Source organism: Bacteroidetes Order II. bacterium (genome assembly GCA_016788705.1).
In the GTDB taxonomy this organism is placed as follows: Bacteria; Bacteroidota; Rhodothermia; order Rhodothermales; family UBA2364; genus UBA2364.
The window spans coordinates 71,433-97,540 of the sequence record JAEUSQ010000015.1 but is presented as its reverse complement, the minus strand read 5'-3'; the positions used below and the strand labels follow the sequence as shown (position 1 = coordinate 97,540).

Here is a 26,108-nt window from a genome sequence, read left to right as displayed (position 1 = left end):
CCTATAGGTGCGCTCCAAAATGTGTTAACACCACCGAGTCGTGAAATCGTCCGTGATAAAATTGGTTTTCCTTAAAATAGCCTTCTTGGATAAAGCCAATTTTTTCAAGGAGATACCGAGAAGGAAGATTGTCCGGAGAAATAATGGCTTCTACGGTGTGGAATTTCCAAACACGGAATCCATGTATCAAGACGGCATTTAGGGCCTCGGACATAAACCCGTTTCGTTGATAGGGTACGCCGAGTAAATAGCCAACTTCTGCGCGAGAATGTTGGGGATGTATTTGAACATATCCGATAGTACCAATTAATGCCTCCGTGGAGCGAAGGAAAATCCCCCACGTAATGGCCTGATGGGCCTCGATAAGTGCTTGAAAAGCCTGAATGAGCGCTAAGGTATCCGAGGTCGTTTTTGCAAGGGGTCTCGGAATAAAACGCATTACCACGGGGTCGGATCGAAGGGCGTATAAGGATGGACTGTCTTCAGGTGTCATCACCCGGAGTTCTAACCGAGGAGTGGTGATAATTGGGGCGGGGAGTAGGGAAAAGGAAGATAGCATCGTGCGCCATTAAGAGGATAAATAAATTCATTGCTTAAAATAATTCAATTACAAAGATGAAAAAAATGATTCGTGGCTTGGCTTGGGTTTGTGGCGAAGCCGTAGATACCGACCAAATTATTCCGGCCCAATACTTGGTGTACAGCATGACCAAGCCAGACGAAAGAAAAATGTACGGGCATTATGCCATGAGTAGTGTACCGCCCGGTGAGCAGGGGTTGCCCGACGGAAATACGCCGTATGTACAGGCCGATGCTTATACCAGTAAGTATAATATCATGATTGCTGGTGGCAACTTTGGATGTGGTTCCTCGCGGGAACACGCGCCTTTTGCAATGGCCGAGGCTGGATGTGAGGCGGTGGTAGCCGAGAGTTATGCCCGTATTTTTTACCGCAATGCTGTGGATGGGGGGTTTTTAGTCCCATTCGAGGGCATGGAGCGACTGAATGATAAGATTAGCACCGGAGACGAGGTGGAAATTGACGTGGCCGCCGGAACCCTTACCAATCTGACATCGGGGGAAACGTATTTATTACGGCCTCTCGGCGATGTAGCGGATATTTTGGATGCAGGCAATATCTTTGAATATGCCCGAAAATCTGGGATGATTCCCTCTGTCTGAATGACCGGAGATGGCATTTTGAACGCCAAGCCAATAGATACACAAAAAAGCGGATGAAGCCCCCAAATGGATTGCTTCATAAACTTGATATCAGGGATGCCTTTCGTTTATTGGTTAAAAGGTGGTTTTATGTTGTACGGACAAATTAAGAGTTCAGAAAGTGCTTGACAGATGTCAGAAATAGCATTAGGCTAATTTTTATCATAAAGATTAGTTTAATATTATCGTAAAAGCTTAGGCCTATACCCCAAATTTTGTGAAAGTTTGATCCACAGCCTAAATTTATGGTAAATACATACAAAGACCGAAAATAGGAAATATATTATTATCGTATAGTGGCGATGGATTAAGTCGTGAAAAACGATTTTAATCTCAATATATCAAAGTATGTGAGCATATCGTTAGACGAAGAATTCATTTACTTGAAAATAGTAAACCAAAACTCGTTGACCTTGATAAGGACATAGCCAAGGCAGGAGAGACGCATAATAAATTTTTAAAGGAACTGGGACTCTTACCAATATAAAAGGGTAAAATATATGTTCTTAGCTACTTTTGTTTGTTTGAAAGCTGAAAAGGATAATTTTTTAAAAAATTAAACATTAAACGCCTAATTTATTTAAAAATATGATCGGAGGAAATTTTTTGAAACCACGTCTTTGTGAGTCCTAATCAATTTTATACCTGTTAAGGTTTATATAAATAGGGCAATGTGTTATTTTAATTTTTTTAAGGTTTTAAATTATTTTAAGACTTAATTAATTTGGCTAACATATAGAAAATACTTTGACCATTTGCAAGCACATTGCCAAAGTCGCACAAGCCCGATACCGCGCCCTATCCGACCATTAATCATAATACTATGAAACGCACGTTATTAATTATACTATTGTTTTTTTGACTTCAATGCTTTATGCGCAAAGAGGAGTTGACCCAGAACCTATGATTGGTTTCGCTTGTTCGGTAAGTGGAGAACGGTCTGAATCTGTTCAAAAATTTTCACAACTGTTAGCAAAACAAAAATATCAAAAAATATCAAACTTCTGAATGCTAAAAACGTTGCAGAAAAGGCATTGGCGGCATTTGTTTGTGACAAATTGAGGGATAGTGGAAAAATAACTCTTTCAACAAAAATTCTCGAACAAATTTAAAATATAAAAAATTTAATAGAATTTGTTTTCGTTTGTTTAGGCTGTACACAATTTGAAAAATACCTATTAAAAATTTATTTTTTAAAGAAGGTAGCGTGTTACCATATGAAGAATTTTTACTTGAAGATCATGGGGGTTTTTGGTTTGATTATTATGTAAAAAAATAACCTGTCACCAACAGTGCTTTTGCGTCATACGGGGTGACGGCAGTAAATTCAAGTCCCATGCAGTATCTCAAGAGGACGTTTGGGATTGGGTAAAATCAAAACAGCTTATGGGTTATTGCGTGGCCTGTTTTGTGGAGGGCGTGCGCCAGCAGGGGGTGCCAAACGAGGCGGTTCTTTGTGCCCCTGATGGCAAGTGGAGCAATTTACCGTCATGCCACGTTTATCGGCCAAGGCAGGAAGTTCTTTTACTTTGGCGTTGGTAAACTCCACCAACCGCGCCATATCACGGGCAATGGCGTGATGCTCGTTAGTCTCATCCGCCCAGTTGTTTACGTTGTGGCAAAAATTACACGACACGCCCAAACCACGGCTATAACCTAGGTTCATCGCACGGTAAAAGCGTTCCAAAGGAAGGTCTTTCAAGGCTTGTACTTTTAGGTTGGGGAATACATCGCCTGCTTTGTCTTGTTCGCGGCCCTTGTATTTTTCGATCAGGGCCAACGTATGTCGGTCTCGGTCGGCTTGGAGCGAATCTGCAACGGTGGCAACGGGGTTGGATAAATGTGAGGGCGTTGGGCGTTGGGTAGCCCAGATTAGGGGCAAAGCAAAAATGCCCAGCATAAGGAAGAGTGTGGCTTTCATCGTTCTGTTCACATGGGTTTAAAGAAACGGTGAAAGGTACAATTTTTTTGCGCAAATGCCAAACAAAACTATTTAAGAAACCCATTCACTGTACAAGCGGGATGAACGTCTAACCACCGCAGGGCTTGGGCATTGTTTACGCGGCTTCTGCAACCCTAAAGTTCGGGTTTGTGGTGTCGGTTTTTGTTTTCCCGATGAAGCGCCACATAGCCATCCGAAACCCTTGTTAAAACGGTTCTTATCACCTTTTCCGGTTGAATGCCCCATACTTCAATGTCTTCATCGGGCTGCTCAAACAAAAAATCCGCATCCGAAACAAACCATAATGGGCGACTCAGGACTTCTTCGGGGTATTCCTCGTTTTGGTGGGTTGGCCCATAGACCACATGGTATTTTAAATAATTGTTGTGGCGTCCGGGGTTATAAAAGACCCGCGACCGTTTTGGAATGGGGATTTGGGTGCTGGTGGTATCGTGCCGTAAGGTAACAGTACGGATGGGAACAGAAACGGCCATCAGCATCCGGCCTGGTATATGAACCGTTTCCCAATCGGAAATTTGGATAGAAATAGGGTTTAAGTTGCCATTATCTATGTATAAATGAGTGTGGTTATTTTTCCAACTCCAAAACAGCCCCAATCCGGTCCCAATACCCACTAAAACATACACAAATGCGGTGAGCGTGCTGCCAATGTCTTCGAAGAGGTTTCGGCTCCCAATCACCCATTTAAAGAAGAAACCCAATGCCAAACACCCGACAGGAAAAGCAATCATCGAAAACGAGGCCAGAGAAATAAACGGCCATAGGACAAAAAAACCATTTCCCAAAAAGTAGGTGATAGACGAGGCGATGGTCAAAAATCCAAAGGTAAATTTATACATACGATTATCCTGAAAAAGGTAAACAACCGTTGGTAAGATCCATTTAACGAAGAACGGAAAACTTGGTTCGTAAGAGCACGGAATAAAAAAAGCCGCTGTTCAAAATAAAACAACGGCTTATATCGGCAACTTATTTTATCGGGACTACCACTCGATGGAAAAACCAATATTGGGCAGGAAAGAGACCTGTGAAGAAGGTCGAAGGTTGTTGGGATAAGCCGGGTCTTGTGTATAGGTGTAGGTGAAAATATTCTCGCGGTTATACAGGTTTTGAATATCTATATACGCCACCCCATTCAGTTTATTAAAGAAGAAACGACGATCCACCCGAAAGTCTAAACGGTGATAGGCTGGCATCCGTAGGCTGTTGAGTTTGGAAAAGTCCTGTACCCCACGTCCCGTAATTTGGTATTCTGTTGCCGACTTTGCCAGATCGTAAGGCGTAAACGGATTGCCGGAGGTGAACCGCCATTTTACGCCAAACTCCCATTTTCGGCCAATACGATACCCGGAGGTGAGCGAAACCGCGTGACGAACATCCCAACTGGAGGGCCGAAAAACCCCATCTTTTCCGGTAAATTCGCTCCAAACTAAGGCATACGAGGCGAGGCCATAGAGGCGTTCCACCATTTTCTTTTGTGCAAATAGCTCAAGCCCGTAAGCGCGGCCTTTCCCAACGCCTGATACCGCTTCCGCACCCACGAATCCAAAATCACCACCCAAATTGGCCAAGGAAATACCGGATTTTTCCGAGACTGGATAGTTTTCGTATTGCTTATAAAAACCTTCTAGAGACAAACGCAGACTGGGACGGGCTTGCCACGCCAAACCGCTAATGTAGTGAGTGGTATGGATGTACGGAAGGCCTTGGTTGACATAGGCATCGTTCTGGCGGATGGCCATAGTCAGGTATTCCGGTGATTGGTTAAAAACCCCATAAGAGGCATTGAGCGAAACCGTTGGAGTTAGGGTATAAGAGGCCGAAAGGCGGGGCGCAAGGTAGTTTTTGCCAAGGAAGGAGTTGCCATCATAGCGTAATCCGAGGGTGGACGTAAATTTACCGTTTGCATTTTTAAGAATGGCCTGACCATAAGCAAAATATTTCCAAAGTAATAAGGTGTTCTGGAAATTTAGGTCAAAGGGTACAGCAGGCGTGGCTTTCTGGAAAAAGTCGGAGGCAATCCGTGCATTCGTAGCCCCACCGCCATATCCCAACGAAAGGGTTTTGGTGATCTTTTTGTCCACATCCACCCGTAAACGGTTTTCAGATTCTTGGGAGGTATTGGTGAAGACGTTTTCGTTGGTTTCACGGTTTACGTCTGCAAACCGGAATTCATTCATAGAGCGGCTAAGGGCCACGTTCATAAAACCATCTTTAAAAAGATGTCGCCATACAAGGCCGTTGGTATAGCTCCATTGGTCATTGTCAAAAATGCGGTCGGCAATTTCTTGTTGCTCAAAGGTGGGATCTTCGGGCACATTAAACTCAAAATCATCAATTGCGCCGAGTCCTACAAAGGTTAACCGATTGTTTTTATTTAGGTTGTACTCTAATTTGGTTTGAAAATCCCAGTAGGAAGGCAAGATGGGAAGGCCAATTACCTCGAAAAGAAACTGGATATAAGATCTTCTGGCGGAAAAAAACCAGTTGCCCTTGTTACCAAGAGGGCCGTCTAAATTTATTCCTGCATCGGTGGCCGAAACTGTAAAGTCCCCGGCAATCCGATCTGGTGAACCCGGACGGTTTTCGATAATGAGCAAGGAGGAAAGAGCGTCTCCATAACGTGCTGGGAAACCACCGGAATAAAAATCACTGTTGGCAATAAAATCCACGTTGATCATGCCTAAAGGGCCGCCTGTTGCCCCTTGGGTAGCGAAGTGGTTGATCTGTGGAATTTCGATCCCATCTAAAAAATACGCATTTTCGCCAGGGCCACCTCCGCGCACCAAAAGGTCGTTTCGGTTATCAGCGCCGGTAGTAACGCCAGGCAAAGAGAGTAGCGAGCGGGAAATATCGCCCTGACCACCTGGTGTCCGGCGGATTTCCTCTGCCGAAATACTACGGATGGAGACGGGTGCATCGGACTTGGTTTCAAAAACAGAGCCTTGAATGGTGACACTGGCCGCTTCGTTGATGGATTCTGAAAGCTCAAGTTGCAAAACGGTTGGGCGGCTGTTCTGAACCACAATATCCGTTTTGGTTAGGGGGGTGAATCCGACAAACGTGGCCCGAATAGTAACCACGCCAACAGGAATTCCTGAAATTTGGAAGTTTCCTTCTATGTCGCTCACGGCACCAAACGATGTGCCGACGATCTGAACGGTTACGCCCGGAATCGCTTGTTTGGTGAGTGCATCGTTAACGGTTCCCCGAACAACGCCTGTTTGGGCGAAAGCCCATGCGGGAAGACAAAATGTCAGAAGTAGATAAATTTTTTTCATATGGAAACGGAAAATCGTTTAGGTATTTACTTTTTCACGTGCAGAATAGGCATTTCGTAGCTGTTCCGTCTATGAGAATCGTTTAACAGCCTGACAAGTGCGACAAACGGTAGGAGGGTGTGGGTGCTCATGAAGGTCTTGATCCTTGAAGGATGAGGTGTGCCAATTCCATTGGCGCTTCTGAAAGCAAGGCATGTCCGGCATTGGGGACGATATGGTGTTGGGTGTGGTGAATGTGCTGAGCCATCTCTTGGTTTAGGGTGGTAAATTTGGGATCATAGTCTCCTGTGATCAGGCACACTGGAAGGGCCAGTTGGTTTAAAACAGGCCATAATGAAGGCTGCATCCCTGTACCAATGGTTCGTAGCGATAGGGCCCATCCTGCGGGTAAACCCTGTCGCTTATTCGAGATAATGGCTTCCAGAATATCGGGACGTGCATGAAGCGAAGCCCATATTGGGGTACGGTACCACTGATGCAAGTATTCTCGGAGGGCAAAGGCACGTTTATCTTCCTCTAACAAGGCAAGTTGTTCCAATTGAAGAGCAAGGGCTTCGTCCTGTGTTTGTCGTTCCTTGCGTTCTGCTACTGTTTTTAGGCCTGGAGAAGCCGAGATGAGAACCAAGCGTTGAAGGGATGTCGGGAAATGACAGGCCATGAACAATGCGACACGCCCCCCCATTGAGTAACCAGCAACCTGCCATGGAACGTGCAGCACGTTTTTTCTAAATGTTTCTAATGCGTCCGCAATTTCGGACATCGTTCCGGAAGGCAAAGGTATTTCCACTTCTTGCCAATCGGGAGCCAAGTCTTTTGTGGAGATGCGATGCCCCGGTAAATCAGCCAGAATACACCGATACGCTGCTTCTAAAGGCTGGATTACTGAATACCAATCACCCGCATTTCCCATAAAACCGTGGAGGAATAACATTGGAGGACGTGAATCCGCCGGATGGTTTATGAAATAGAGGCTAAGGCGCATTATGGCAGGGCTTCTATGGTCATCCGTACCTTTTCTTCGAAATAAGGCCGTCTCAGAACCTCGGTAAGTGGGGTCTGGCGTACCAATATACGGGGAAAACGGCGCCTGAGTTGGGCCACTTCTTCGGTCAAATTCCCCCCTTTTAGACAGAGGAGGCCGGGTTGCCAAGCAACGACGGGTGCAGAAAAGGGAATCCGCACGCGGTTGAACCAAAACCACAAATCCTTCAAAGGGGCCGTTGCTCGCGAGACGGCATAATGGGCTTTTCCCGTCCAGGTCTCGGCCCGGAGTGCATACGCAGATACGTTATCCAATCCTAAGGTGCGGGACATTTCCTGAACGGCCCGTATTTTCTTTCCAGTACTATCTATTAAGTGAAAGTGTACCTTCGGAAAACAAATGGCCAGCACCAGACCGGGTAAGCCACCTCCGGTTCCAAAATCTACGACTTCTGCCTGATCTGGAAAAGGCCGCTCGGTAAGGCTGAGGCAGTGCAAAATATGCCGTTCATAACAGTCGGCGGGATTCATTTGTCTGGAAATGAGGTTAATCCTGCTATTGGTTTCAATAAGCAAGGTCTCGTAATGTTTTAACAATGACCGTTGCTGTTCGGATAAAAAATCTTCAGGTTGAAACATATCTTCGTGCGTTCTTTTTTAAGGGGTAAATTACAGTTCTGTCCCTTTGGGTTCTGCGGGATTTTTTACGAAACTGGTTTGATTGTTGCTTCCAAAACCACTCTTCGAACAATGGGGGGCAGGTTAAGGCTCAAAATGCCTTTGCATCTTGGCTACCAGAGATTATGGCTGAAAATTTTTTCAGGGAAATACCCGTAAAACCCGCTCTAATGTGTATTTTGCACTTCCATTCAGTCAACCAATATCCACATGAAATATGTACCTTTTCTGTTGTTCGGACTTTCTCTGTTCCTAACACAATGCGATACGGGTCTTCAAGAAGCCTTTATCCGTGAAGCATCCCAAAAACCTGCTGGAGTGACCCGTACCGATAGGGGCGGTGGCCTACTAAAAAGTACAAATGGTACGCCCATCGAAGAAGACAAAACCGATTGGCGCTCTGCTCCTTTTTATACTGGCTATATTCGTTTTAACCCTGCCTTCCCCAATCCAATTTCAAGTGGCTTTGTCACCATACCTGTCATCGTTACAGCGACGGACCAATTGCCCAATGGCCTGACTCTAAGGGGGTACAATGACCAGGGTCGGTTTGTACTTTTAGATGAAATTGGTCAAACGGGCTTACCGGGTGCTTATACGTTTAATTTTGACATTAGCCTGCTTTCTGCATCTGGATCGGTCTCTACCATTAAAGGCATACACCGCCTTTTTATCTTTGACCGATTGAGTGGGGAAATGGTAAGCTATGGTGATTTATTGGTTGAATAAAAAAAAGGCCGATAAACACATATCGGCCCCCAAACATAATACCATTGAAAGGAACTACCTACCAGAAGACGTGTTCTCTTCTGGTAGCTCGGTGGCAACTGCTACACGTAAGTCCAACGATGCCGCCGCCGACATCACCGCAGTGACAACTCCATGACGTGCTTTTTCATCTGCACGAATGACCACTTTTTGCATATCCCCTTTGTTTGCATTTAAGGTGCCAACCAAGTCCTCTTCACGGATTTGTACTTGATTCACAAAAATCTCGTTGTTTTCCGTGACAATGACGGTCAGGTATTGCTCGCTGTCTGTCGGGGTTCCGGCTTCGGCCTTGGGGACGTTAACCGGAAGTCCATTTTGGATGATAAAATTAGAGGTTAGCAAGAAAAAAATGAGGAGCAACATGGTGATGTCCGCCATTCCTGCCTGACTAAACGACTCCATCGGACGGAGTTTGTTGGTGGAAAAATGAAAGCGGCTCATTTCAGTATTGCGGATTTTGTTGCGGGTATGGGTATGGTTGCGTGGTTTGTGGCATCACCATAGTGGGAACGGGTTCCTGTAACAGGTCAATAAAGTCCGAGGAAAAACGTTCCATTTGGTTCACAATGAAATGATAGCGCTCCAATAAGTAATTGTAGGCAATTTGTGTTGGTATAGCAACAATTAGACCACCTACGGTGGTAATGAGTGCCGTCCAGATTCCGCCTGCTAAAACACTTGGATTCACCTGCCCTTGCATACTTTGAATAGACTGGAATGCCTCGACCATGCCCAAAACAGTGCCCAGAAATCCTAAAAGTGGGGCAACTCCAGCAATGGTTGCAAGCCATACCAGCCTTTTTTCTAACTTATATGCCTGATCCCTGCCTTCGATCAGAACAATTTCCTGTATCTCGGTAATCGGACGCCCAATCCGTTCTAAACCCTTTTTTACAACTTGTGCCACTGGTTTTGAAATGGTAGCGCAATAGGTCAGTGCTCCCCGAACATCGCCACCTTGTAGGTATCGGCGGATGTACTCAATAAAGTTTTCGTTTGCTGCAGCCTTGCGGTAAAGTAAAAAACGTTCTATAAATACATATACCGCCAAAAGCGAGGCGATGATAATTGGGATCATGACCCATCCGCCAGACCAAACGAGGTCGAACATATTCGTTGTGGCCTGTGGTGTTACAGGGGTTGGGCCCGGTTGCGTAGCAAGAGGGGTGGCAGTTGGTTGCTGTAAGGCAAGGATGAATCCGTTGAGCAATGGCATGGGTTTTGCGGAACAAGTGGGAAAAAGAGAAAGAAGCCTATCTAATGCCTATACATTATAAGACAGGCTTCCGAGGGTTTTATTTAATTTCTACGGTCCAAGCGTCCTTGGGCGTATCGTAGGGCAATTTGCCTTTTGATGCTTTGGCTTCCTCTTTAGACTTGAACTGACCTAAAATCAGCCGATAGCCTTGCTGGGGGGAACTGATGGTGATAATACCTGTACGATACCCACGACTACGTAGGTTGGCTGCCATCTTTTCCAGCTCGGTACGGTTAGAGGAAAACTTGAGAGACCAGCCCCAGCCGCCAGCCGAGGTGTTTAGATCGCTCCCCCCTTGTACCTCCATAGGACTGCGGAAAATATCGGACGCTGATCCTGTGGTTGTACCACCACTAGCCGTAGCACCCGTGCCGCCGGAAGTGGCCGTCGTACCCTCTCCGTTACCAATCAATCCGCCCGCTGTACCAGGAGCAGGCGTAGGAGAAGTACCCCGTTGCTGTACCAAACTTTCATTGGTAAGACCCGTTTGTCCCGATTGGGAGATGGTTGGGCCAGTAGTACTGGAAAAGAGTCCTCGGCTCAGGGTAAACAAAACCAAGGCAATGAGAAAGAGGGCAAGGCCACTCAATATATAAATTAAGCCGCGCACTTTGGGAGGTTTAGATTGTACAAAATTTTTGGCTCTTAATAAAAGCGGAACGGAAGTGGCCGTAGCGGCTACGGCCGCTGTGGTTGCTCTCGAAGATTCGTTAGAAACAGGTTCGTTAGGGTTTTGTTCCGGTGTTGATGACATGCGTACTGTTTGTGGAATCGGCTGGGCAGGTGGATTACGCATTGTGGGCCCCATCACAGGTGGAGCGATGTAGTGATATGGCTCGTCGGTAACGGGTTGAGGTGCTGGTATATGGGCCGCCGCCGCGGGCGTCTGGTCGCCAATGGGACGAAAACTGGGCAAGGGCGTGCCATATGGCGGCTCAGGCTGTTTGGGTTCGCTGGGTACCTGTGTGGCAAGCGCTGTGTTGAGGGTAGGGCGGGTTACTTGCTCTTCCGAAGGAGTATCCACATCTATCCATTGAAGATATTCTTGTGCTTTTGATACTTTGGGGTGATTGGGGAATTGGCGCACAAAGTCTTGAAACAGGCCGCGTGCTTTTCCGGGTAGTCCGGCTTTCTGATAATTTTCGGCAGCCCAGAAAAGGGCATCCGCACCCGATTCTCCGGTCGGGTCTTGGCGATAGGTTTCGAGATACCGGACAGCCACGGTAAAAGCCGGTTCATCTTGTTCTAACATCATGGCGATTTCCTGTTTAGGATCAGTGGGTGGTGCAATGGGATCTTCTGGCGCCAAGGGAATCGGTTGCGCCAGAACGGGTACAGTTTCACGTGCGGTCAAGGTTTCAAAGGCTTCGGTGCGGTCGGGAACCGCAAGGTCTGAAATTGGGCCTCCCTCAGCCGTGTTTTCAGCCGTAACTGATTCCAAGATCATAAGCGGTTCGGTTGGGTGTGCCAAGCCGCCGGATTCTGAAAAGTCCATAATCGGAGACCGTAGATCATCCGGCAACTCATTGCCTAAATTCATCAAAGCATTGTCAAGGGGGGGCGTTGCCTCAACGGAGGGGAGTACCAGAAGAGGTTCATCATCTACAATAGCTTGGGATGAGATTGCGGATGGAAGGTTTTCTAAAGGTTTCCATTCGGTTTCGGAAGCTACTGAATGGATTTCGCCAGTATAAGCGATGGGTGCCGAAAAAGAGGCTGTATCCATCGGATCCCCAAGGGTTTCATCGTATAAAAAGCGGTTGATACCTTCTACTTCTGCCTGAGGTAGTTCTGGAATGGCCTGTGGAATATCGGCAATCAATCCTTCGGTCGTAATTTCCGGTGCGGCAACATGAAGGGTTTCGTCAAATCCGGATACCCCCTCTGCAATGGATTCGGCAGCCGAGCTTCCTGAAATGGGTAAGTCTTGAACAATACCTGTGGGACTTGGCAGGCCTTCCGGTACAAAGGCTACCCCTTCAGGAGCATCCGAGGAGAGGGCATCCAAAACGGCTGCTGCTGCTTGGGCCGGATTGGGGATGGGATGTTGTATATCCGATTCCGGTATTTGTGTAGATTGGAACACTTCTTCGCGCCGGAATCGCGGCAATGGATCGTTCATGTTTTCGGCAAATAAAAGATTGGTTCAGAAACTGGAGGGCTTTACAAGATAATCATGAATCATACATTTTTGAAGCCATCCGTGGATAATTATGGTAAAAATAAACCGTTAATTCAATACATTCAAGGCTGTTTTAATACCCAGCATCACCACAAATCGGGCTTCAGGATAGCCAGCCCAGCGTTCGTATGGACTGGCGGAAAGGTGTTTTACTTGTGCATAAACGCCATAGTCTTTCCAAATTTGATAACTCCCTGAAATTCCTAAATCCAATACAGGTGTAACTTCTCCTGTTTTATCGGTGCTTGCATATCTCGTGCCAATCATGTTAATATCCGCTTGAAGACGTGCCTTTTGTTTTAAAAAGGTGTACACGAGGCTGCCAGAAGACTCAAATGTGGCTTCATGTGGGATTAGGGTATCTTCGTTTCCCTCTGAACCAATCAGGCGTCCATTTTGTAACTTTGCCGTCACCGAAGCCCAAAGGACTTCAAAAAGGGTGATACCCGCCTCGGCCTGTGCATAAAAAGCATCCGCCAGTGCATATTGAGATTCAAATATCCCTCTTGCAAAACCTGCATATCGGTCCTTGGTAGCCTTTTGAAAATATAAATATTCCGGGTTTTTTGTATAACCTGCTTTAAAACCAAACTGATAAGGTTGTCTTCTTAAACCGATACCAGACTCAATGGCAATGGTGCTTACGGTTGGTTTAACTATCGGATCATCAATCAAATACGGATTCTGTGCAAATAAGCCGGAGGTAGTATGATGGATGATGCGGGGGTCGTTTTTCAAAAACACCTGCAATCCTTTGGGGAAGAAATAATCGGCGCGGATATAAGGTGCGAAGAAGTTTTTTGAAACAGGTTCCGTACCCATGTTTCTTTCCGAAGCCTCAAAGCCAGCATATTGAAGACCCGTGCTGATACATAATGCCTTCGTGATCATCCAAGTAATCCCTGCTTTCACCGATTGCGAAAGCAAGTCTGAACCGAGTACGGCTTTTGAATCTATTGCAGAGAGGGTCAGGTGTGCATCCGAAAAAAACTCAACTTTTCCCATGGGTATTCGGGCCTCGCCGCCGAGATTCATGCGTTTTTCAGTTCTGGAATAGATATCCGGTGCAACAGATAATATGTCACTATCGAATCGTTCACTCTGGTAGTCAGCACGAATTTTAAAAGGGAAACGGGCGGTTTCGAGGGCGTACCAATCTCCGCCGATTCCTAGGCCACGTCCCTTTCGGAGGGGCTGTGCCATTAGTTTAGGGCCTGTCACCACCATCATTGTATCGGCACCAAAAAGATTGTTTCGGGTGGAAAAGCCATTCAGAATCAAACGGGCAATACTTTTTTGGTATTCTTGAGAGGAGCCGATTTTAAGTTTGAAATTCGCAAAAGTAGCCTTTAAATCCGGTTTTGCTTCAAAAGGCTGATGTCCATCGCTCCCCAAGTAGTCTATATCCCCAAAAAAAGCAACCCCATCCCGAAACGGTACATGGGCAAATGCCTGAAGTTCACGACTAAAATAACGGCCCGCAGACGCTTTTAGTAGAAGTTGTCTTGGCTGTGCAGAAGACAGGGTAAAACGATCGCCAACGGGAACATCGGCCAACGAATTATGAGGAAGTTCGGTGGGGTTTTGCTTGTACCCACCAATAAAAGGGGTTTGTCCTTCGGGTGGTGAAAAAGGCTTCGGAGGAATTACCAAACTGGTGATGGAGGGGCGTTCTATTTTTGGTAATTCGATTGGCTTTTTGCTTCGGATCACCACTTCATTCGGCTTAAGGTCCGGTACAACGGGTTGTGCCAGCAAAACCTGTCCGATTAGTAAAAAAAATAGAACCCCAAAACGATAGCTTTTCATAACTCTTAAACTGTTTTATAGGGCGTTTTCGGGTTTAAAGTGTTGCTTTCTCCGAACGGGCAATCTGTGCATAAGGGGTTTGACCATATTCCACTATGACCTGATCATATGCCTGAAGGGCGCTGGCTCGATTGCCGAGTGCCCGATATGCGCGTGCCTGTCCCAAATAACTTTGCGCCACCCAATCTATCACATCTGGAAAACGTTGTTGGATGGCGGTGAAGGCTTGAAGGGCTTCTTGTGCGCGGTTCATCTGCAACAAGAGGCTTCCATAACGAAATTGTGCTTCACTGGCAAAAACATCGTCGTTGGTTTGGGCCATTCGCCGATAGAGATCTAATGCAGCATTTAAATTGTTCAATTGTACGTTCACGGCGGCGAGTCGGAGTAAGGCCGTCTTTCCAGCATCTTGTGTGGCGTGTTTGGATGCAATTTGTTCCAACAACCGACGTCCGCCCTCGGTATCCCCCAACGCAATCATGGCTTGCGCCTGACCTAATTGGGCTTCGGAGATTTCAGAAATATCTCCCTCTGCATTGGTCTCCAATCGTTTGAATAAGCTAAGGGCTTCATTGGGCCTTCCGGTTGTCAGCAATAAATTGGCCAATAGACGTGCGGCTTCAAACGATGCTGGCTCCGAGGGGTAACGATCCAATACTAGTTTTAAGTACTGTTCCGCATTTCGGTAATCTTTCAGTTGGTAATAACTGGCTCCTACATAGTAGGTTGCAGCTGGGGCTAATGCCGGATTTCGGTTCGCCTGCAAAAAGTACTGAAATCCAGTGAGGGCTTTTTGGGTTTCACCATTCTGAAACTGCATTTCAGCTTGCTTAAACCGTACTTGATCTGCCACTTCTGTTCCGGGATTTTGGCGCAAATACTGGTCAATGAGCGTTTCGGCTGCACCAGGCTGATTTAGGGCGAGATACGAAAGTTGAATTCCCATAAGTGCATCCGGAATCACAGGGCTTTGGGGATACCGGATGATCACTTCTTTGTATGCATTAATGGCCTCGGAAAAGCGATCTTGGTTAAAATAGGCATCTCCGATTCCATATTGTGCTTTAGCAGCTTCGGGGCTTTGGGGATAGAAACGCAATACATTGAAGTACTCATTAATGGCCAAGTCGTATTTTTGTTGCTGGAGTAGGATGTAACCTACGAGGTATTGTGATTCGGGCGCCCATTCGGAGTTGGGATAATTGCCGACCAATCTACGGAAGGCATTGATGGCATCGGCCTCCTGTCCACTGTTCATGTATGCTTGACCAATCTGGAAGAGTGCATATACGGTCCCTTGATTGCCCACTTTTCGGTAGGCGAGAACGGCATCATCAAACCGTTTCAAAGCAAAATAACTGTCGCCGAGCCGCATCTGGGCATCGGTACGGTACGCTTCTTGATTGGCGGTGGGCCGGAAGTTAGCGGTAAAAGTCTCGAAACTGCGGGCAGCCAAGTCGTAACGGCCCGTATTGAAGTAAATCCAACCCAGTACATAATGGGCACTGTTTACGTTTGGATCTTGTTTATATCCGGCGATGTATTGGTTTAAGAGGCGTTCGGCATCCGCATACTTACCCTCCTGAACCAAACTTTCGGCCTGCCAAAAAAGGGCCTCTCCGGCATTAGACGTCGTAAAGGCTGTTCCAAAAGCGGCTTGTGCCTCTGCAAAATTTCGATTTTGATACAATAACCATCCTTTCCGATAACTTAATTGGTTGCGTGCCGATGCCGTCAGATTGGTTTGGCGCATGGCTTGTTCAAAAGCTGCGTTGGCCCGGTCGTTATCACCCAATAAGGCAAACGATTCGCCAAGGTACAAATATGCGTCTCCGGTTCGGTTGGAAGCAGGAAAACCGGTTACCAATTGGTTGAAATACCGTGCACTCTCTTCCCAACGTTGTGCTTTATACTGAAGGAGACCTAGTTCAAAAAGTGCCTGGTCTGTAAATTCTCCTTGCGGCCAAAGTACCACTACATCCGAAAAGATTGTGCGTGCTTGATTGGTTTCTCCTAAAAGTAATGTGGATACTGCTTCATAATAAGTGGCTTTTTGTGCCAGATTGTCTTTGAAATCCTGTTTACTTGCGCGGAAAAAACCTGATGCTGTACTGTATTGTTTTTGTTGAAGATAGGTCCATCCTAAGCCAAAATTCGCATATCGGGTATAAGGGCTGCGGGGAAAGTTGTTGTTGAGTTGGGTGAAGTAATATTGTGCCCTACTAAAATCGTTTAACTGTGAGGCCGATTCGCCCATCATCATCAATGCCCGCTCTAAATCGCGGCCTGTAAAAAAGGGTAGTCGTTTGTCTCCTTCGCCGAGTACCCGTTCAAATCGGCCTAATTCAAAATTGGCTTCCATGCCAGCCAGAGCCGTCTTTCCGGTAAAGTCGGACAAGGGGTAACGGTTTGCTAATTGATCAAAAAGTTCGGCTGCACGGGCAAAATTTTTACGTTCCAACTCGGTTTTTCCTACCAGATACAGTGCCTGTGGGGCAATCTGGGTATTTGGAAACCGGATATGGGCTTGATCCAAGTAGTCTAAGGCAATATCCATTTCATTTAGACGGATACTGTTTAGCCCCATCCAATAAAGGGCTTCAGCAGCCAGTTCAGGATCTTTTTGGTTTTGAAAAACCCCTCCAAATGCGGCACGCGACTTGGCATATTCCCCCTTTTCAAAATAATATTGGCCTAGGGTCATTTGCGCTTTTTCCCCAAACGGATGGCCGGGGTAGTGACTTGCAAACGAGGCGTAGAGCGGTGCCGCTTCTTGGGTTTTTCCTAAAGCAAGTAGCGACTCCGCCTGATAATATCGGGATTCTGCCGCATGAGGATGATCCGGATATTGCTGCTCGAAAGACTTAAAGGCTTCATAGGCTTTTTGATAAACGCCCGATTGAAAAAGCGCTAAAGCCGTTGCATATTCGGTGTGTGCAGAGGTGGTAGGTGTTTGGGCAAAAGCCAGTTCACCAGAAAACCACCCCAAAAATAAAAGCAAGGCGCATTTTGGGGAGAAGCCAAACGCCGGAGAAACGAGAACAAAGCGCATGTACGTGCGGTCTTTGTGAAGGTGATGGAGGATAAACTACAGTACCGATGCGCAGACCGGAAGATAGCAAAACAATATAGCAACTTCCTTTCCCGAAACAAACGTGAATTGGTCTGCTGGATAACCAAATTCCCGATTTTGAAACCGTTTTTCTTTTTCGGAGAACGCCCTTATCTTATCGCCGCCTCGGTTTGATTACAACGACGTGTCAGCCCCCGAATATTGTATATCTATGAAAGTAATTCACCAAATGCTTTTTTGGGCCTCCTGTGTCCTACTCACAACCTGTCAGCCTGTCAAGTTGTTGCACGACGACCTATCTGCTCAGTTTTTTGGGATTCCACAATATGATCTGGATGCCGAATCATCTTTACAGCAGTTGGTGGACCAAGAAAAAGGGCAGTATCTGGGACATCCGACCACTGTCTTGCTGGATGATCAAAAAACCGTGTTGGTGGTTTACCCACGGGGGCATGGGAAAGGGGCTATTCTGTATAAAAAAAGTGAAAACGGTGGAAAAACGTGGAGTGAACGCCTCCCGACACCCGAAAATTGGGACACCTCGCTTGAAACACCCACCATATACCAAATCAGAACCCAAGCAGGTGGGAGGCGGCTTTTACTGTTTTCTGGACTGTACCCCATTCGACTGGCTACATCCGATGACAATGGCCACCATTGGACGCCACTTAAGCCGATCGGAAATTTTGGGGGCATTGTGGCGATGGCCTCATTAGAGGTTTTGAAAGAAGGCAGCCTTATGGCATTATTTCACGATGATGGACGTTTTATTCGTGAAAAAGGGGCAGGAGAACGGCGGTTTCGGGTGTATAAGACCCTTTCCTCAGACGATGGCAAAACGTGGTCTGAACCCATCGAAATATTGACCGATGCCACATTACACCTCTGTGAACCCGGCGCTATTCGATCGCCTGACGGGCGTCAGATTGCTTTGTTAATGAGGGAAAATAGCCGAAAAGCACCTTCTCAAATTGTTTTTTCGACAGACGAAGGGGAAAATTGGAGTCAGCCACGTGCTTTACCGCTCGCTTTGACTGGGGATCGTCATACGGCAAAATACCTGAAAGATGGCCGTTTGTTCATCGCTTTCCGGGATATGGCCGAGGGAAGCCCCACAAAAGGAGATTGGGTAGCTTGGGTGGGCACATATCAGGATTTGGTTGAAGGGAAAAAGGGGGAATTACGCTTCCGCATCAAAGACAATAAAAATCAATGGGATGCTGCTTATCCTGGGGTGGAAGTTTTTCCGGATGGGCGTGTTCTAACCGTTACTTATGGCCATTGGTCACAAGGAGAAGAGCCTTATATACTGGCGGTTCATTTGCCCGCCAATCTCCTATTTGCCCGCAAAAAAAGCAGGTAAGCCTTTTCTTACAAGTCCATACGACTTTTTTTATGACTTTACTTTGCCAGTTTTGATCGTTTTGTCCCACTTCATCTCTGCACCTTGTGCCTCTAAGATGTATGAATGAAACGTGATTGCGCACAGCATGGGGCCAAAACCAACAAAGTACATAAGCATCGGCGAGAGCCATTTAAATCGGGTTTTGTCAATTGCACGCACCCCCCAAGCCGCAACCATACACAAGGCTTGCCAAGCATAAATAAACAGAATGATTCCCTGAACCACCCAGTCTGGTGGGAACAACCCCGATCCAACCAGCCATTCCGTCACTTGGCGCACGAATTGACCGGGGAAGCAAGAATAGACAATTACCGAAAACGAAATGATGCCAGGAAACAGAAAGCCTTCTAACCACGTTCGCTTGGCTGTAAAAGGATCAATGGCAAAAGACATGAGGGTAACAAATAAATAGTTGATGGCGTGAAAAAGCCAAAAAGCCCGAAAAACTTCCCAAGCAAAGGGGAAATCCATGAAATAAAGCGAAACCAAGCCTATCGAAGACAAGATCATAAGGACGGGCATCAAAAAAATATTGAACCAGATAAACCCAAATGCAAACCCACCCAACTTCCTGTGGTATGTTTTGTTGAACCAAAGATGCTTGAAGTGCTTGGTTAACTGAACATTGCCTCTTGCCCAGCGCAAGCGTTGTTTCCAAAGACCATTCACATCATCCGGCTCTTCTGCCCAAACAATCGCATTTCCTTCAAATACCACCTTTTTTCCTGCTTCGATCTGGGTTTTAAATGTAGTAAAGGTGTCTTCTGCCAAAGAACTGGTGTCTATCCGTCCGCCTATGAGTTCTAGGTTTTCGCGGGAATGTAGTTGCGCACCACCCGCCAAACAAAACATCGCTCCTAAAACATTTTGCGCCCGTCGCGAAGCAGCCTGTGCCGTAATATATTCGTAGCCGATAAATTTCTGCATATAGTTTCCGGGTGAAGACCCTTCCTTTATATAAGCCGTTACAGCACCAATCTCTGGGTCAGAAAGGTGGCGTGCCATTTTGCGCAGGGCATCACGTTCAAAAATGACATCGGCGTCTATGATCATTAAGGCTTCCACCCACTGATCGCCTGTGACCTGTGCCAATTCATCAAGATGTGCCCAATTGGGCATATAACGTCCAATTTGTTCGAAGTTGGGGCGGGTAAATGTTTCTGTATCGGGCTCTAAAGGCGAGTTGAAAACTTCTTCAGGAGTGTTATTTAGCGTAGTTTCCGGTTCTGAATGTAGAAGCTGCTGAATGCCATGATTGAGGGTGTGTGCCTTACCTTGCCCGCCTTTCTCGCGGCGAATATGAAAGGTTCTGCCGGAATACTCTTTTGCCTTTTGTTGGATAACGTCAGGGGTGTCATCGGTGCTGGCATCATCTACCACATATACTCGTAACCGATCTTCGGGATATTCCATCTTCATCAAACGGTCTATGGTTGCACCAATCACCGCGCCCTCATTCCAGGCGGGCACAACAACAGCAACCCTCGGATAGTAGTTTTCTACACGGTTATAATGATCGCTAAACTGATGAAAGCCTGCAAGAATGAATTGATAAAAAGATGCAAAAATAGGCATGGTCCCTAAAATAACGAAAAAAACCATGACCCATTTCAGGGTGATAAGTATGAATTCCAAGGTATATTGTTGGGATGCGAGGATTTACAAGCTTTCCGACTGGCACATGCACGCTACTTCCCATCTTTAACTCCATTGGATTTAGTCTATTTCGATGGAAAGTAAAGGTAGTTGTGTGGCAATGGTCCGGACAAACTGATATTCCCCAATGGTTTCTTTTTTATGGCTATCGGTACTGACAGGCATTTCAACACCCATTTCCCATAAGAAGTGAGCGGATTCCAATTGTGGGCATTGCCAACGCTCCGAAATTTCGATCTGAGATCCGGTTTCTATGGCTGCACGCGCCAAAGCCGCTTTCAATTCTATATGGATGTCTTGCTCCAAAAGACCGACTTTAGGCAAAATACTGAATAAATGGGCAATCACAACCGTTGCCTGTTCAGAATATTTCCACATTGCGCCAATGGTCGCACGAATCAAGTGGCGGAAAAGAACTTCCTGTTGTACCAAACCTTCATCCAATAATTCCTTTATTTGACGGGGATTATAAATGTCAATGCCGTAGGGGAACTGGTGGTCGGCAGCAAATATGTATTCAACCCCTTCTATGTTATCTGGTAAGTCCAAATCTCCGGCGGCATTGATAAACTTGGCCTCAATGCCAATGCTGATTTTGATCTGATCCCCGTATTTGCGTCTGAATTGATGGATCTGATCCACATAATTCGGGACCCAATTGGTATCTCGTCGCACATGATCTACGCAGCAAATATGCGTTAACCCGCGACTGATTGCCATTCGGATGTTGTTTTCTATACTATCCGCTCCGTCCGAAAAGGTGGAGTGAATATGGAGGTCTTCCCTTAAGTTTAATTTTTTTGCAGACATAGGAATAAGGGTTAGGCGGAATTTAAGGCGGATTTATAGCGGTCTGGGTGGGTCATGTAGGCCTTTTCCTTTTCTAATGCTTCCACTTCACCAGAGGGTACAATGGTTTCTTGCAAATAGCGCATGACGGAAATTTCTTCATATTTACATTGATCTGCATGGATGGTTTCACCGTAAAGTGATTGAAGGCATAATAAAGGCATGTTTATACCTGCAGCTACGGTTAGGGGCATGGTTCCGGGGAAACGTGCATTTATTTCGAGCAAACGTGGGGTTCCGTCATGGTCTAACTTGAACTGGACATTGGCACAGAATGTCAACTTGAGGCGTTCTGCAAGCTTCATGGCCCACTTTTCTAAGGTGGGATCTCTACGAATCCTCGCCGCAACGGCAATCCCAGAATCAATCTTTAACCGCTCGCGGGGAACTGCTGCCATCACTTTGCCTTTGGCGGTAGCAAAGACATCTACCGAAAATTCGGGGCCAGGTAAATATGCCTGAATAATATAAGACTCATCTTTTGGAACGAGTGCCAGTGAATCCCACGATTTAATCAGGTGGATTCCATTTGAACCGCTCCCTTTTCGGGGTTTTGCAATCACAGGGAGCATCCAGTCGGTGGTGTCTAAGGTGTTGGTTAGCAGGGCCGTGCGTGGGATCGGAATGACTTCTTGGGCGGCCTGTAAAAGTGTCCACTTATCCAGACACAGGTCCAGTGTTTCTTGAGGAGCCAGCATCAACTGGGTTCCATCAAACTCAAACAAGTTGCGGTATTTAGATATTGACAAAAATTCAACCTCAACAGTAGGGATTAACACATCTATCCCATTGCTTTGGCAGGCATGGAGCAAGGTTGGTATAAAAGCCTTGTGGTCACCACGTGGTAACAATATCCTGCGCTCCGGCGAAACCAAATATAGGCCCGCAGCATAGGGGTCTATATCAGCCATAAAACAAGTGATGTTAGGCAAATTAAGGGCTTTAAATACGGATACTGCCGCAGCCCCTCCTGCACCTGTAATCAGTATATTAACTGCTTGGTTCATAAAACGCCTGTATCATCACCCTTATACAATAGCAAGTCTTATCAGATAAGCTATTATATAAAGCGTATTAATGTATTTTTAAACTATGTATTGGTAAGGTCTTTGGCGGAATGATAGAGCGTATATGCAAAACAGACCGGATTGCAGGACACAGCTATATCATTCAATATATCAACTACCATACCAAAAAATGACAGTGTGAATTACCTTTTATCGCAAATTAATGATGAAAGTCGAAATTGTGGCTTTGAAGCGCGTTTTTTCTACGAAAGAATTTTTGCAGAAGCATTGTCTCAATATGAGATAAAAGGTAGAGGTCAACCTAAATATGACGAGTGCAAGATAAGTTGCGGAATAGAAAATCGTCAAAAAAATTGTGTGAATGGAAATAAGGCATCATGTTTGCACCCATTAGGAATATGTGGTAGATTAATTGGTTCAAATACCTTCACCTCGGAACACGGTAGCGCGGTTATGCAATTTTCAGGCTTCGACATAGCACATGATATAGCGACGTTGTATGAGATTTCGCTGTCTATCGGGACTTCTTTGGATGTTCAGACCAATTGCGCAGCGTTTGTGGAAGTACTCGCTGCTCGCAAAAATTTAGATTTAGTTTCTGTTTGGGTTGAAAAACAGGCCGGGGAAGGACGTCGTTATGAGCTACTCTATGCCGAGCCTAAAATCCGCATGACGGAAGGAGTGATAGCCTACGATCATCCACTTGCCCTACGGACACGCGAGGCCGCATTCTGGAGCCTTTCCAGCGAACACGAAGCCTTTTCTGAATTAATCACCGAAGATATTGTTTATCCGGAAGGAGTATTTGCTGTTTTTCGATTAGAAAACTTGGGCTTTCTAAAACTGTATGATGCCAAGCGCCGACTTCCGTTTTATACCCGCGAACTAAATCAACTCCAGCCGATTGCCCAACAATTTGGTGAATCTGTTTCTCGTTGCTTAGCCCATCAGGCGTTGTTACAAGAACTACAAGAACGCCAAAGAACGACCCATCGGCTACGGGAAAGCGAGACCCGAAAATCGGCGATCTTGGAATCGGCATTAGATGCGATTGTTACCATAGATGAGTATTCACGAATTTTGGAGTTCAATCCAGCAGCAGAACGTACCTTTGGCTACACCAAAAACGAAATTATAGGGCAGTCGCTGGCAGAGGAATTGTTGATTCCAGAGCATCGCGAAATCCTCCGAAAAGGGATACAAAATTATTTAAGAACGGGGCAAGGGCCTGTTTTAGGTCGGCATATGGAGATGCAGGCCGTCCATAAAAATGGACAACCCTTTCCGGTTGAACTGGCCATCACCCCAATAGAGAATAATGACCGACGTTTGTTCACGGCCTATTTGCGTGATATAACCGAACGAAAGCGGTCGGAGGCCGATCTGTTACGTGCAAACGACATCGCGGAGCAGTCTATCAGGTCTAAGGAACGGTTTTTAGCCAATATGAGCCATGAAATGCGGACGCCTTTAAATGCCGTTATTGGTTTGACGCATCTTCTGGAAGAAACAAGCCTCACCCGTCAGCAATCTCGGTATCTGGAAGCCATTCAGTTCTCTGCCGGATCTTTGCTCGCGTTGATCAATGATATTCTCGACTTCGCAAAGATTGATGCGGGGAAAATAGATTTTGAAGAAGTACCATTCCGCTTAGACGAGTTATTTAAGGGTCTCTATGCCATGCTGCGGTTTACAGCCGAGCGCAAAGGACTTAAGCTGCAAATTCTACCAGAAGAAAACCTACCTCAAAGTGTAGTAGGGGACCAAGTTCGCCTCCGTCAAATTCTGTTAAACTTGGTGGGAAATGCCATTAAATTTACCGAAAAGGGCGAAGTGAGGTTGAAAGTGAGTGCCGATGTGGTTACCGAGGGAAAAATCCCATTGGTCTTTATAGTGGAGGATACGGGTATTGGGATTTCCGCTGAAAAACTGCCTCGAATTTTTGACAGTTTCAGCCAAGCAGCTACCGATACCACCAGAAAATATGGCGGTACAGGGTTGGGATTGGCCATTGTGAAAGAATTGGTGTCGCAACAAGGCGGAAATATCGAAGTGAAGAGTGTCGTAAATGAAGGGACTGTGTTCCGCGTTGTACTGCCCTTCTTGGTTTCGGAGCAGTCTGTTGCTGCTTCAACTACCCACGAAGGCTTAGAGGTGGACCAAAGCCTGCTCAACGCTCGCATTTTGGTGGTCGAAGACAATAATATGAACCAATTCGTGGCCCATCAGATGTTGACAAAGTGGGGGGCGGTAGTGGATGTGGCTGAAAGTGGTCTCGTAGCCATCGAAAAAGTACGGGAAAACCATTTCGACCTCATCTTGATGGATATTCAGATGCCCGGTATGGATGGTATTGAGGCTACCAAGTTTATCCGGCAAAATCTAAAAAAAACCTCTACGGAATTGCCGATTATTGCCCTGACGGCTTCTATGCTGTCGGAAAACCGTGCCCAAGTTTTTGAAGCAGGAATGAATGATTTTGTGCTAAAACCGTTTGAGCCTGCCCATTTGCGCAAAGTATTGGTCTCTCATTGGCAAAAGTCGCAAGCAAACAAACAACCTCCGAAGCCAGCAGTTCTGACGACGGAAAACAGTACACCAAAAGCCCCTGTTCCCGTAATTGAGTCTGTTCCAGAAACCATTCGCTGGACGACAACTCCTTCATTTCAGCCTGATAGCAAGCCGATAGCGGCACCAGCAACAGGTAAAAAAGCTGTAGAAAAAACACCACCCCCTACAACGGTAGTGGCTTCTCCTGTGATCCCACTCGAATTTGAGGTAAAACCCACTCCTCCCAATGGAGACTCACTGCCCGCTCAGTCGGTCAATATTCAACAATTATTGGATCATTCCCTTGGTAATAAAGCCTTTGTGGTGCGGGTCATAGACCTTTTCCTTATGCAAACCCCTGAACAGATTCATGAACTGACCGAGTTCTGGCGTCGGGGCAATTTTGCACATGTCAAATTTATTGCCCATAAAATGAAATCATCTGCCCGCATGATTGGCATAGATTCATTGGCGCAGCAATTAGACACGTTGGAACAGGACTTAACGGAAGGGAAGACCATGTCGCCACAAGATGGTCGGATGCAATTCATTGTTTCCCTTACAGATCAGGCCATCGCCGAATTAAAACAACACCGGACAAAACTGGCGAATTAGCATGTTTTTTGGGCCGTTTTTTGAGATTCGTTTGATGTTTGCAGGGTTAAATCCTATCTTGTTTCCTTGTTCACCCGAAACCCTGGCGAGTTATGCGCTGTTTATTAGTTGACGACGACGACATGGCCCGAATGCTCATGGAGCATTACATTTCTCAGGTCTCAGATCTGGAGTTGGTAGCCACCTGCGAATCGGCCATTCAGGCGGCCAATGTCCTTAAAAAACAATCGGTTGATCTGATTTTTCTGGATGTTGAAATGCCGGAAATGACGGGCCTCGAATTCATCCAAAGTTTGGAACACCGACCTATGGTTATTTTGGTAAGTGCAAAAGAGCAGTATGCCGTGGAAGCATTTGATGTGGAAGTAACGGACTATATGGTGAAACCTGTGAAGTATGCCCGCTTTTTAAAGGCTGTCCAGCGGGCACAGTCCAGAATGCTGGCCGCAAAAGAAAAAGCGTCACCCGAACAAGATTATGTGTTTATCAAAACGGAAGGGCGGCTTGTTAAGCTTGCGCTCACGGATATCCAGTGGATTGAAGCACAGGGAGACTACGTGCGGATCCATACCGTGAAAGAAAATTATGTGGTACATGGAACCATAAAAGGGTTTGAGGAGAAACTACCTGCCAATGCCTTCTCTCGGGTACATCGCTCGTTTATTGTACGTATAGATCAGATTGTGGACATTGCAGACTCATCTATTGTGATCGGGCGATCGGTTATTCCAATTGGGGCATCTTTTAAAGATATGTTACTTAAACGGCTTAAAACAATCTAAGTTCGT

19 protein-coding genes are annotated in these 26,108 nt (G+C 46.2%); 5 read left to right on the top strand and 14 right to left on the bottom strand.

The window, feature by feature from the left end; translation table 11 throughout:
* Position 1: 1 nt before the first annotated feature.
* The gene (locus JNN12_03210) at positions 2 to 559 is read right to left on the bottom strand and encodes a GNAT family N-acetyltransferase (protein MBL7977324.1); all 558 of its coding nucleotides are present in this window, start codon (positions 557 to 559) and stop codon (positions 2 to 4) included.
* Between the two features lie 56 nt (positions 560 to 615).
* Here JNN12_03210 and JNN12_03205 point away from each other — a divergent pair, with 56 nt between their 5' ends.
* Entirely contained in the window at positions 616 to 1,182 is a 567-nt protein-coding gene (locus JNN12_03205; protein ID MBL7977323.1) for a 3-isopropylmalate dehydratase, read from the top strand.
* A 1,423-nt stretch (positions 1,183 to 2,605) separates the two neighbouring features.
* Here JNN12_03205 and JNN12_03200 read toward each other — a convergent pair.
* The 5 genes from JNN12_03200 to rsmG all read right to left on the bottom strand — a co-directional run bounded on the left by JNN12_03200 (position 2,606) and on the right by rsmG (position 8,085).
* The gene (locus JNN12_03200; protein MBL7977322.1) at positions 2,606 to 3,154 is read right to left on the bottom strand and encodes a photosynthetic reaction center cytochrome c subunit; all 549 of its coding nucleotides are present in this window, start codon (positions 3,152 to 3,154) and stop codon (positions 2,606 to 2,608) included.
* 143 nt (positions 3,155 to 3,297) lie between these two features.
* Positions 3,298 to 4,023, bottom strand: a complete 726-nt coding sequence (locus JNN12_03195; GenBank protein ID MBL7977321.1) for a hypothetical protein — start codon at positions 4,021 to 4,023, stop codon at positions 3,298 to 3,300.
* 144 nt (positions 4,024 to 4,167) lie between these two features.
* Complete coding sequence (locus JNN12_03190) at positions 4,168 to 6,465, bottom strand: TonB-dependent receptor (protein ID MBL7977320.1); 2,298 nt, start codon at positions 6,463 to 6,465, stop codon at positions 4,168 to 4,170.
* A gap of 127 nt (positions 6,466 to 6,592) precedes the next feature.
* Complete coding sequence (locus tag JNN12_03185; protein ID MBL7977319.1) at positions 6,593 to 7,447, bottom strand: alpha/beta fold hydrolase; 855 nt, start codon at positions 7,445 to 7,447, stop codon at positions 6,593 to 6,595.
* Positions 7,447 to 8,085 (bottom strand): 16S rRNA (guanine(527)-N(7))-methyltransferase RsmG, encoded by a 639-nt coding sequence (gene rsmG / locus JNN12_03180; protein ID MBL7977318.1) that lies wholly within the window; start codon positions 8,083 to 8,085, stop codon positions 7,447 to 7,449. The genes JNN12_03185 and rsmG overlap by 1 nt, the downstream gene beginning before the upstream one ends.
* 249 nt (positions 8,086 to 8,334) lie before the next feature.
* Between rsmG and JNN12_03175 the strand changes: the two genes are divergently transcribed.
* Positions 8,335 to 8,853, top strand: a complete 519-nt coding sequence (locus JNN12_03175) for a hypothetical protein (protein MBL7977317.1) — start codon at positions 8,335 to 8,337, stop codon at positions 8,851 to 8,853.
* A 54-nt stretch (positions 8,854 to 8,907) separates the two neighbouring features.
* On the opposite strand, the gene JNN12_03170 is transcribed toward JNN12_03175, so the two are convergent.
* The 5 genes from JNN12_03170 to JNN12_03150 form a co-directional block, all read right to left on the bottom strand.
* Positions 8,908 to 9,336, bottom strand: coding sequence for a biopolymer transporter ExbD (locus tag JNN12_03170; protein ID MBL7977316.1), 429 nt, complete (start codon positions 9,334 to 9,336; stop codon positions 8,908 to 8,910).
* A gap of 1 nt (position 9,337) precedes the next feature.
* Entirely contained in the window at positions 9,338 to 10,111 is a 774-nt protein-coding gene (locus JNN12_03165; GenBank protein ID MBL7977315.1) for a MotA/TolQ/ExbB proton channel family protein, read from the bottom strand.
* A gap of 79 nt (positions 10,112 to 10,190) precedes the next feature.
* On the bottom strand, positions 10,191 to 12,275 hold the full coding sequence (locus JNN12_03160) for an SPOR domain-containing protein (GenBank protein MBL7977314.1): 2,085 nt from the start codon (positions 12,273 to 12,275) through the stop codon (positions 10,191 to 10,193).
* A 108-nt stretch (positions 12,276 to 12,383) separates the two neighbouring features.
* Positions 12,384 to 14,144, bottom strand: coding sequence for a hypothetical protein (locus JNN12_03155; protein MBL7977313.1), 1,761 nt, complete (start codon positions 14,142 to 14,144; stop codon positions 12,384 to 12,386).
* A 34-nt stretch (positions 14,145 to 14,178) separates the two neighbouring features.
* On the bottom strand, positions 14,179 to 17,196 hold the full coding sequence (locus JNN12_03150) for a tetratricopeptide repeat protein (GenBank protein MBL7977312.1): 3,018 nt from the start codon (positions 17,194 to 17,196) through the stop codon (positions 14,179 to 14,181).
* A 232-nt stretch (positions 17,197 to 17,428) separates the two neighbouring features.
* On the opposite strand from JNN12_03150, the gene JNN12_03145 reads away from it, so the two are divergent.
* Positions 17,429 to 18,580 carry an exo-alpha-sialidase gene (locus JNN12_03145; GenBank protein ID MBL7977311.1) on the top strand — a complete coding sequence of 384 codons (1,152 nt, stop codon included), beginning with the start codon at positions 17,429 to 17,431 and terminating at the stop codon, positions 18,578 to 18,580.
* 30 nt (positions 18,581 to 18,610) lie between these two features.
* On the opposite strand, the gene JNN12_03140 is transcribed toward JNN12_03145, so the two are convergent.
* The 3 genes from JNN12_03140 to JNN12_03130 form a co-directional block, all read right to left on the bottom strand.
* The gene (locus JNN12_03140; GenBank protein ID MBL7977310.1) at positions 18,611 to 20,224 is read right to left on the bottom strand and encodes a glycosyltransferase family 2 protein; all 1,614 of its coding nucleotides are present in this window, start codon (positions 20,222 to 20,224) and stop codon (positions 18,611 to 18,613) included.
* Between the two features lie 114 nt (positions 20,225 to 20,338).
* Positions 20,339 to 21,088 (bottom strand): PHP domain-containing protein, encoded by a 750-nt coding sequence (locus JNN12_03135; GenBank protein MBL7977309.1) that lies wholly within the window; start codon positions 21,086 to 21,088, stop codon positions 20,339 to 20,341.
* 11 nt (positions 21,089 to 21,099) lie between these two features.
* Complete coding sequence (locus JNN12_03130) at positions 21,100 to 22,134, bottom strand: ATP-grasp domain-containing protein (GenBank protein MBL7977308.1); 1,035 nt, start codon at positions 22,132 to 22,134, stop codon at positions 21,100 to 21,102.
* 474 nt (positions 22,135 to 22,608) lie between these two features.
* Between JNN12_03130 and JNN12_03125 the strand changes: the two genes are divergently transcribed.
* Both JNN12_03125 and JNN12_03120 read left to right on the top strand, forming a co-directional pair.
* Positions 22,609 to 25,320: a PAS domain S-box protein gene (locus JNN12_03125; protein ID MBL7977307.1), complete on the top strand. Its 2,712-nt coding sequence runs from the start codon at positions 22,609 to 22,611 to the stop codon at positions 25,318 to 25,320.
* 92 nt (positions 25,321 to 25,412) lie between these two features.
* Positions 25,413 to 26,102 carry a response regulator transcription factor gene (locus tag JNN12_03120; protein MBL7977306.1) on the top strand — a complete coding sequence of 230 codons (690 nt, stop codon included), beginning with the start codon at positions 25,413 to 25,415 and terminating at the stop codon, positions 26,100 to 26,102.
* Positions 26,103 to 26,108 lie beyond the last annotated feature (6 nt).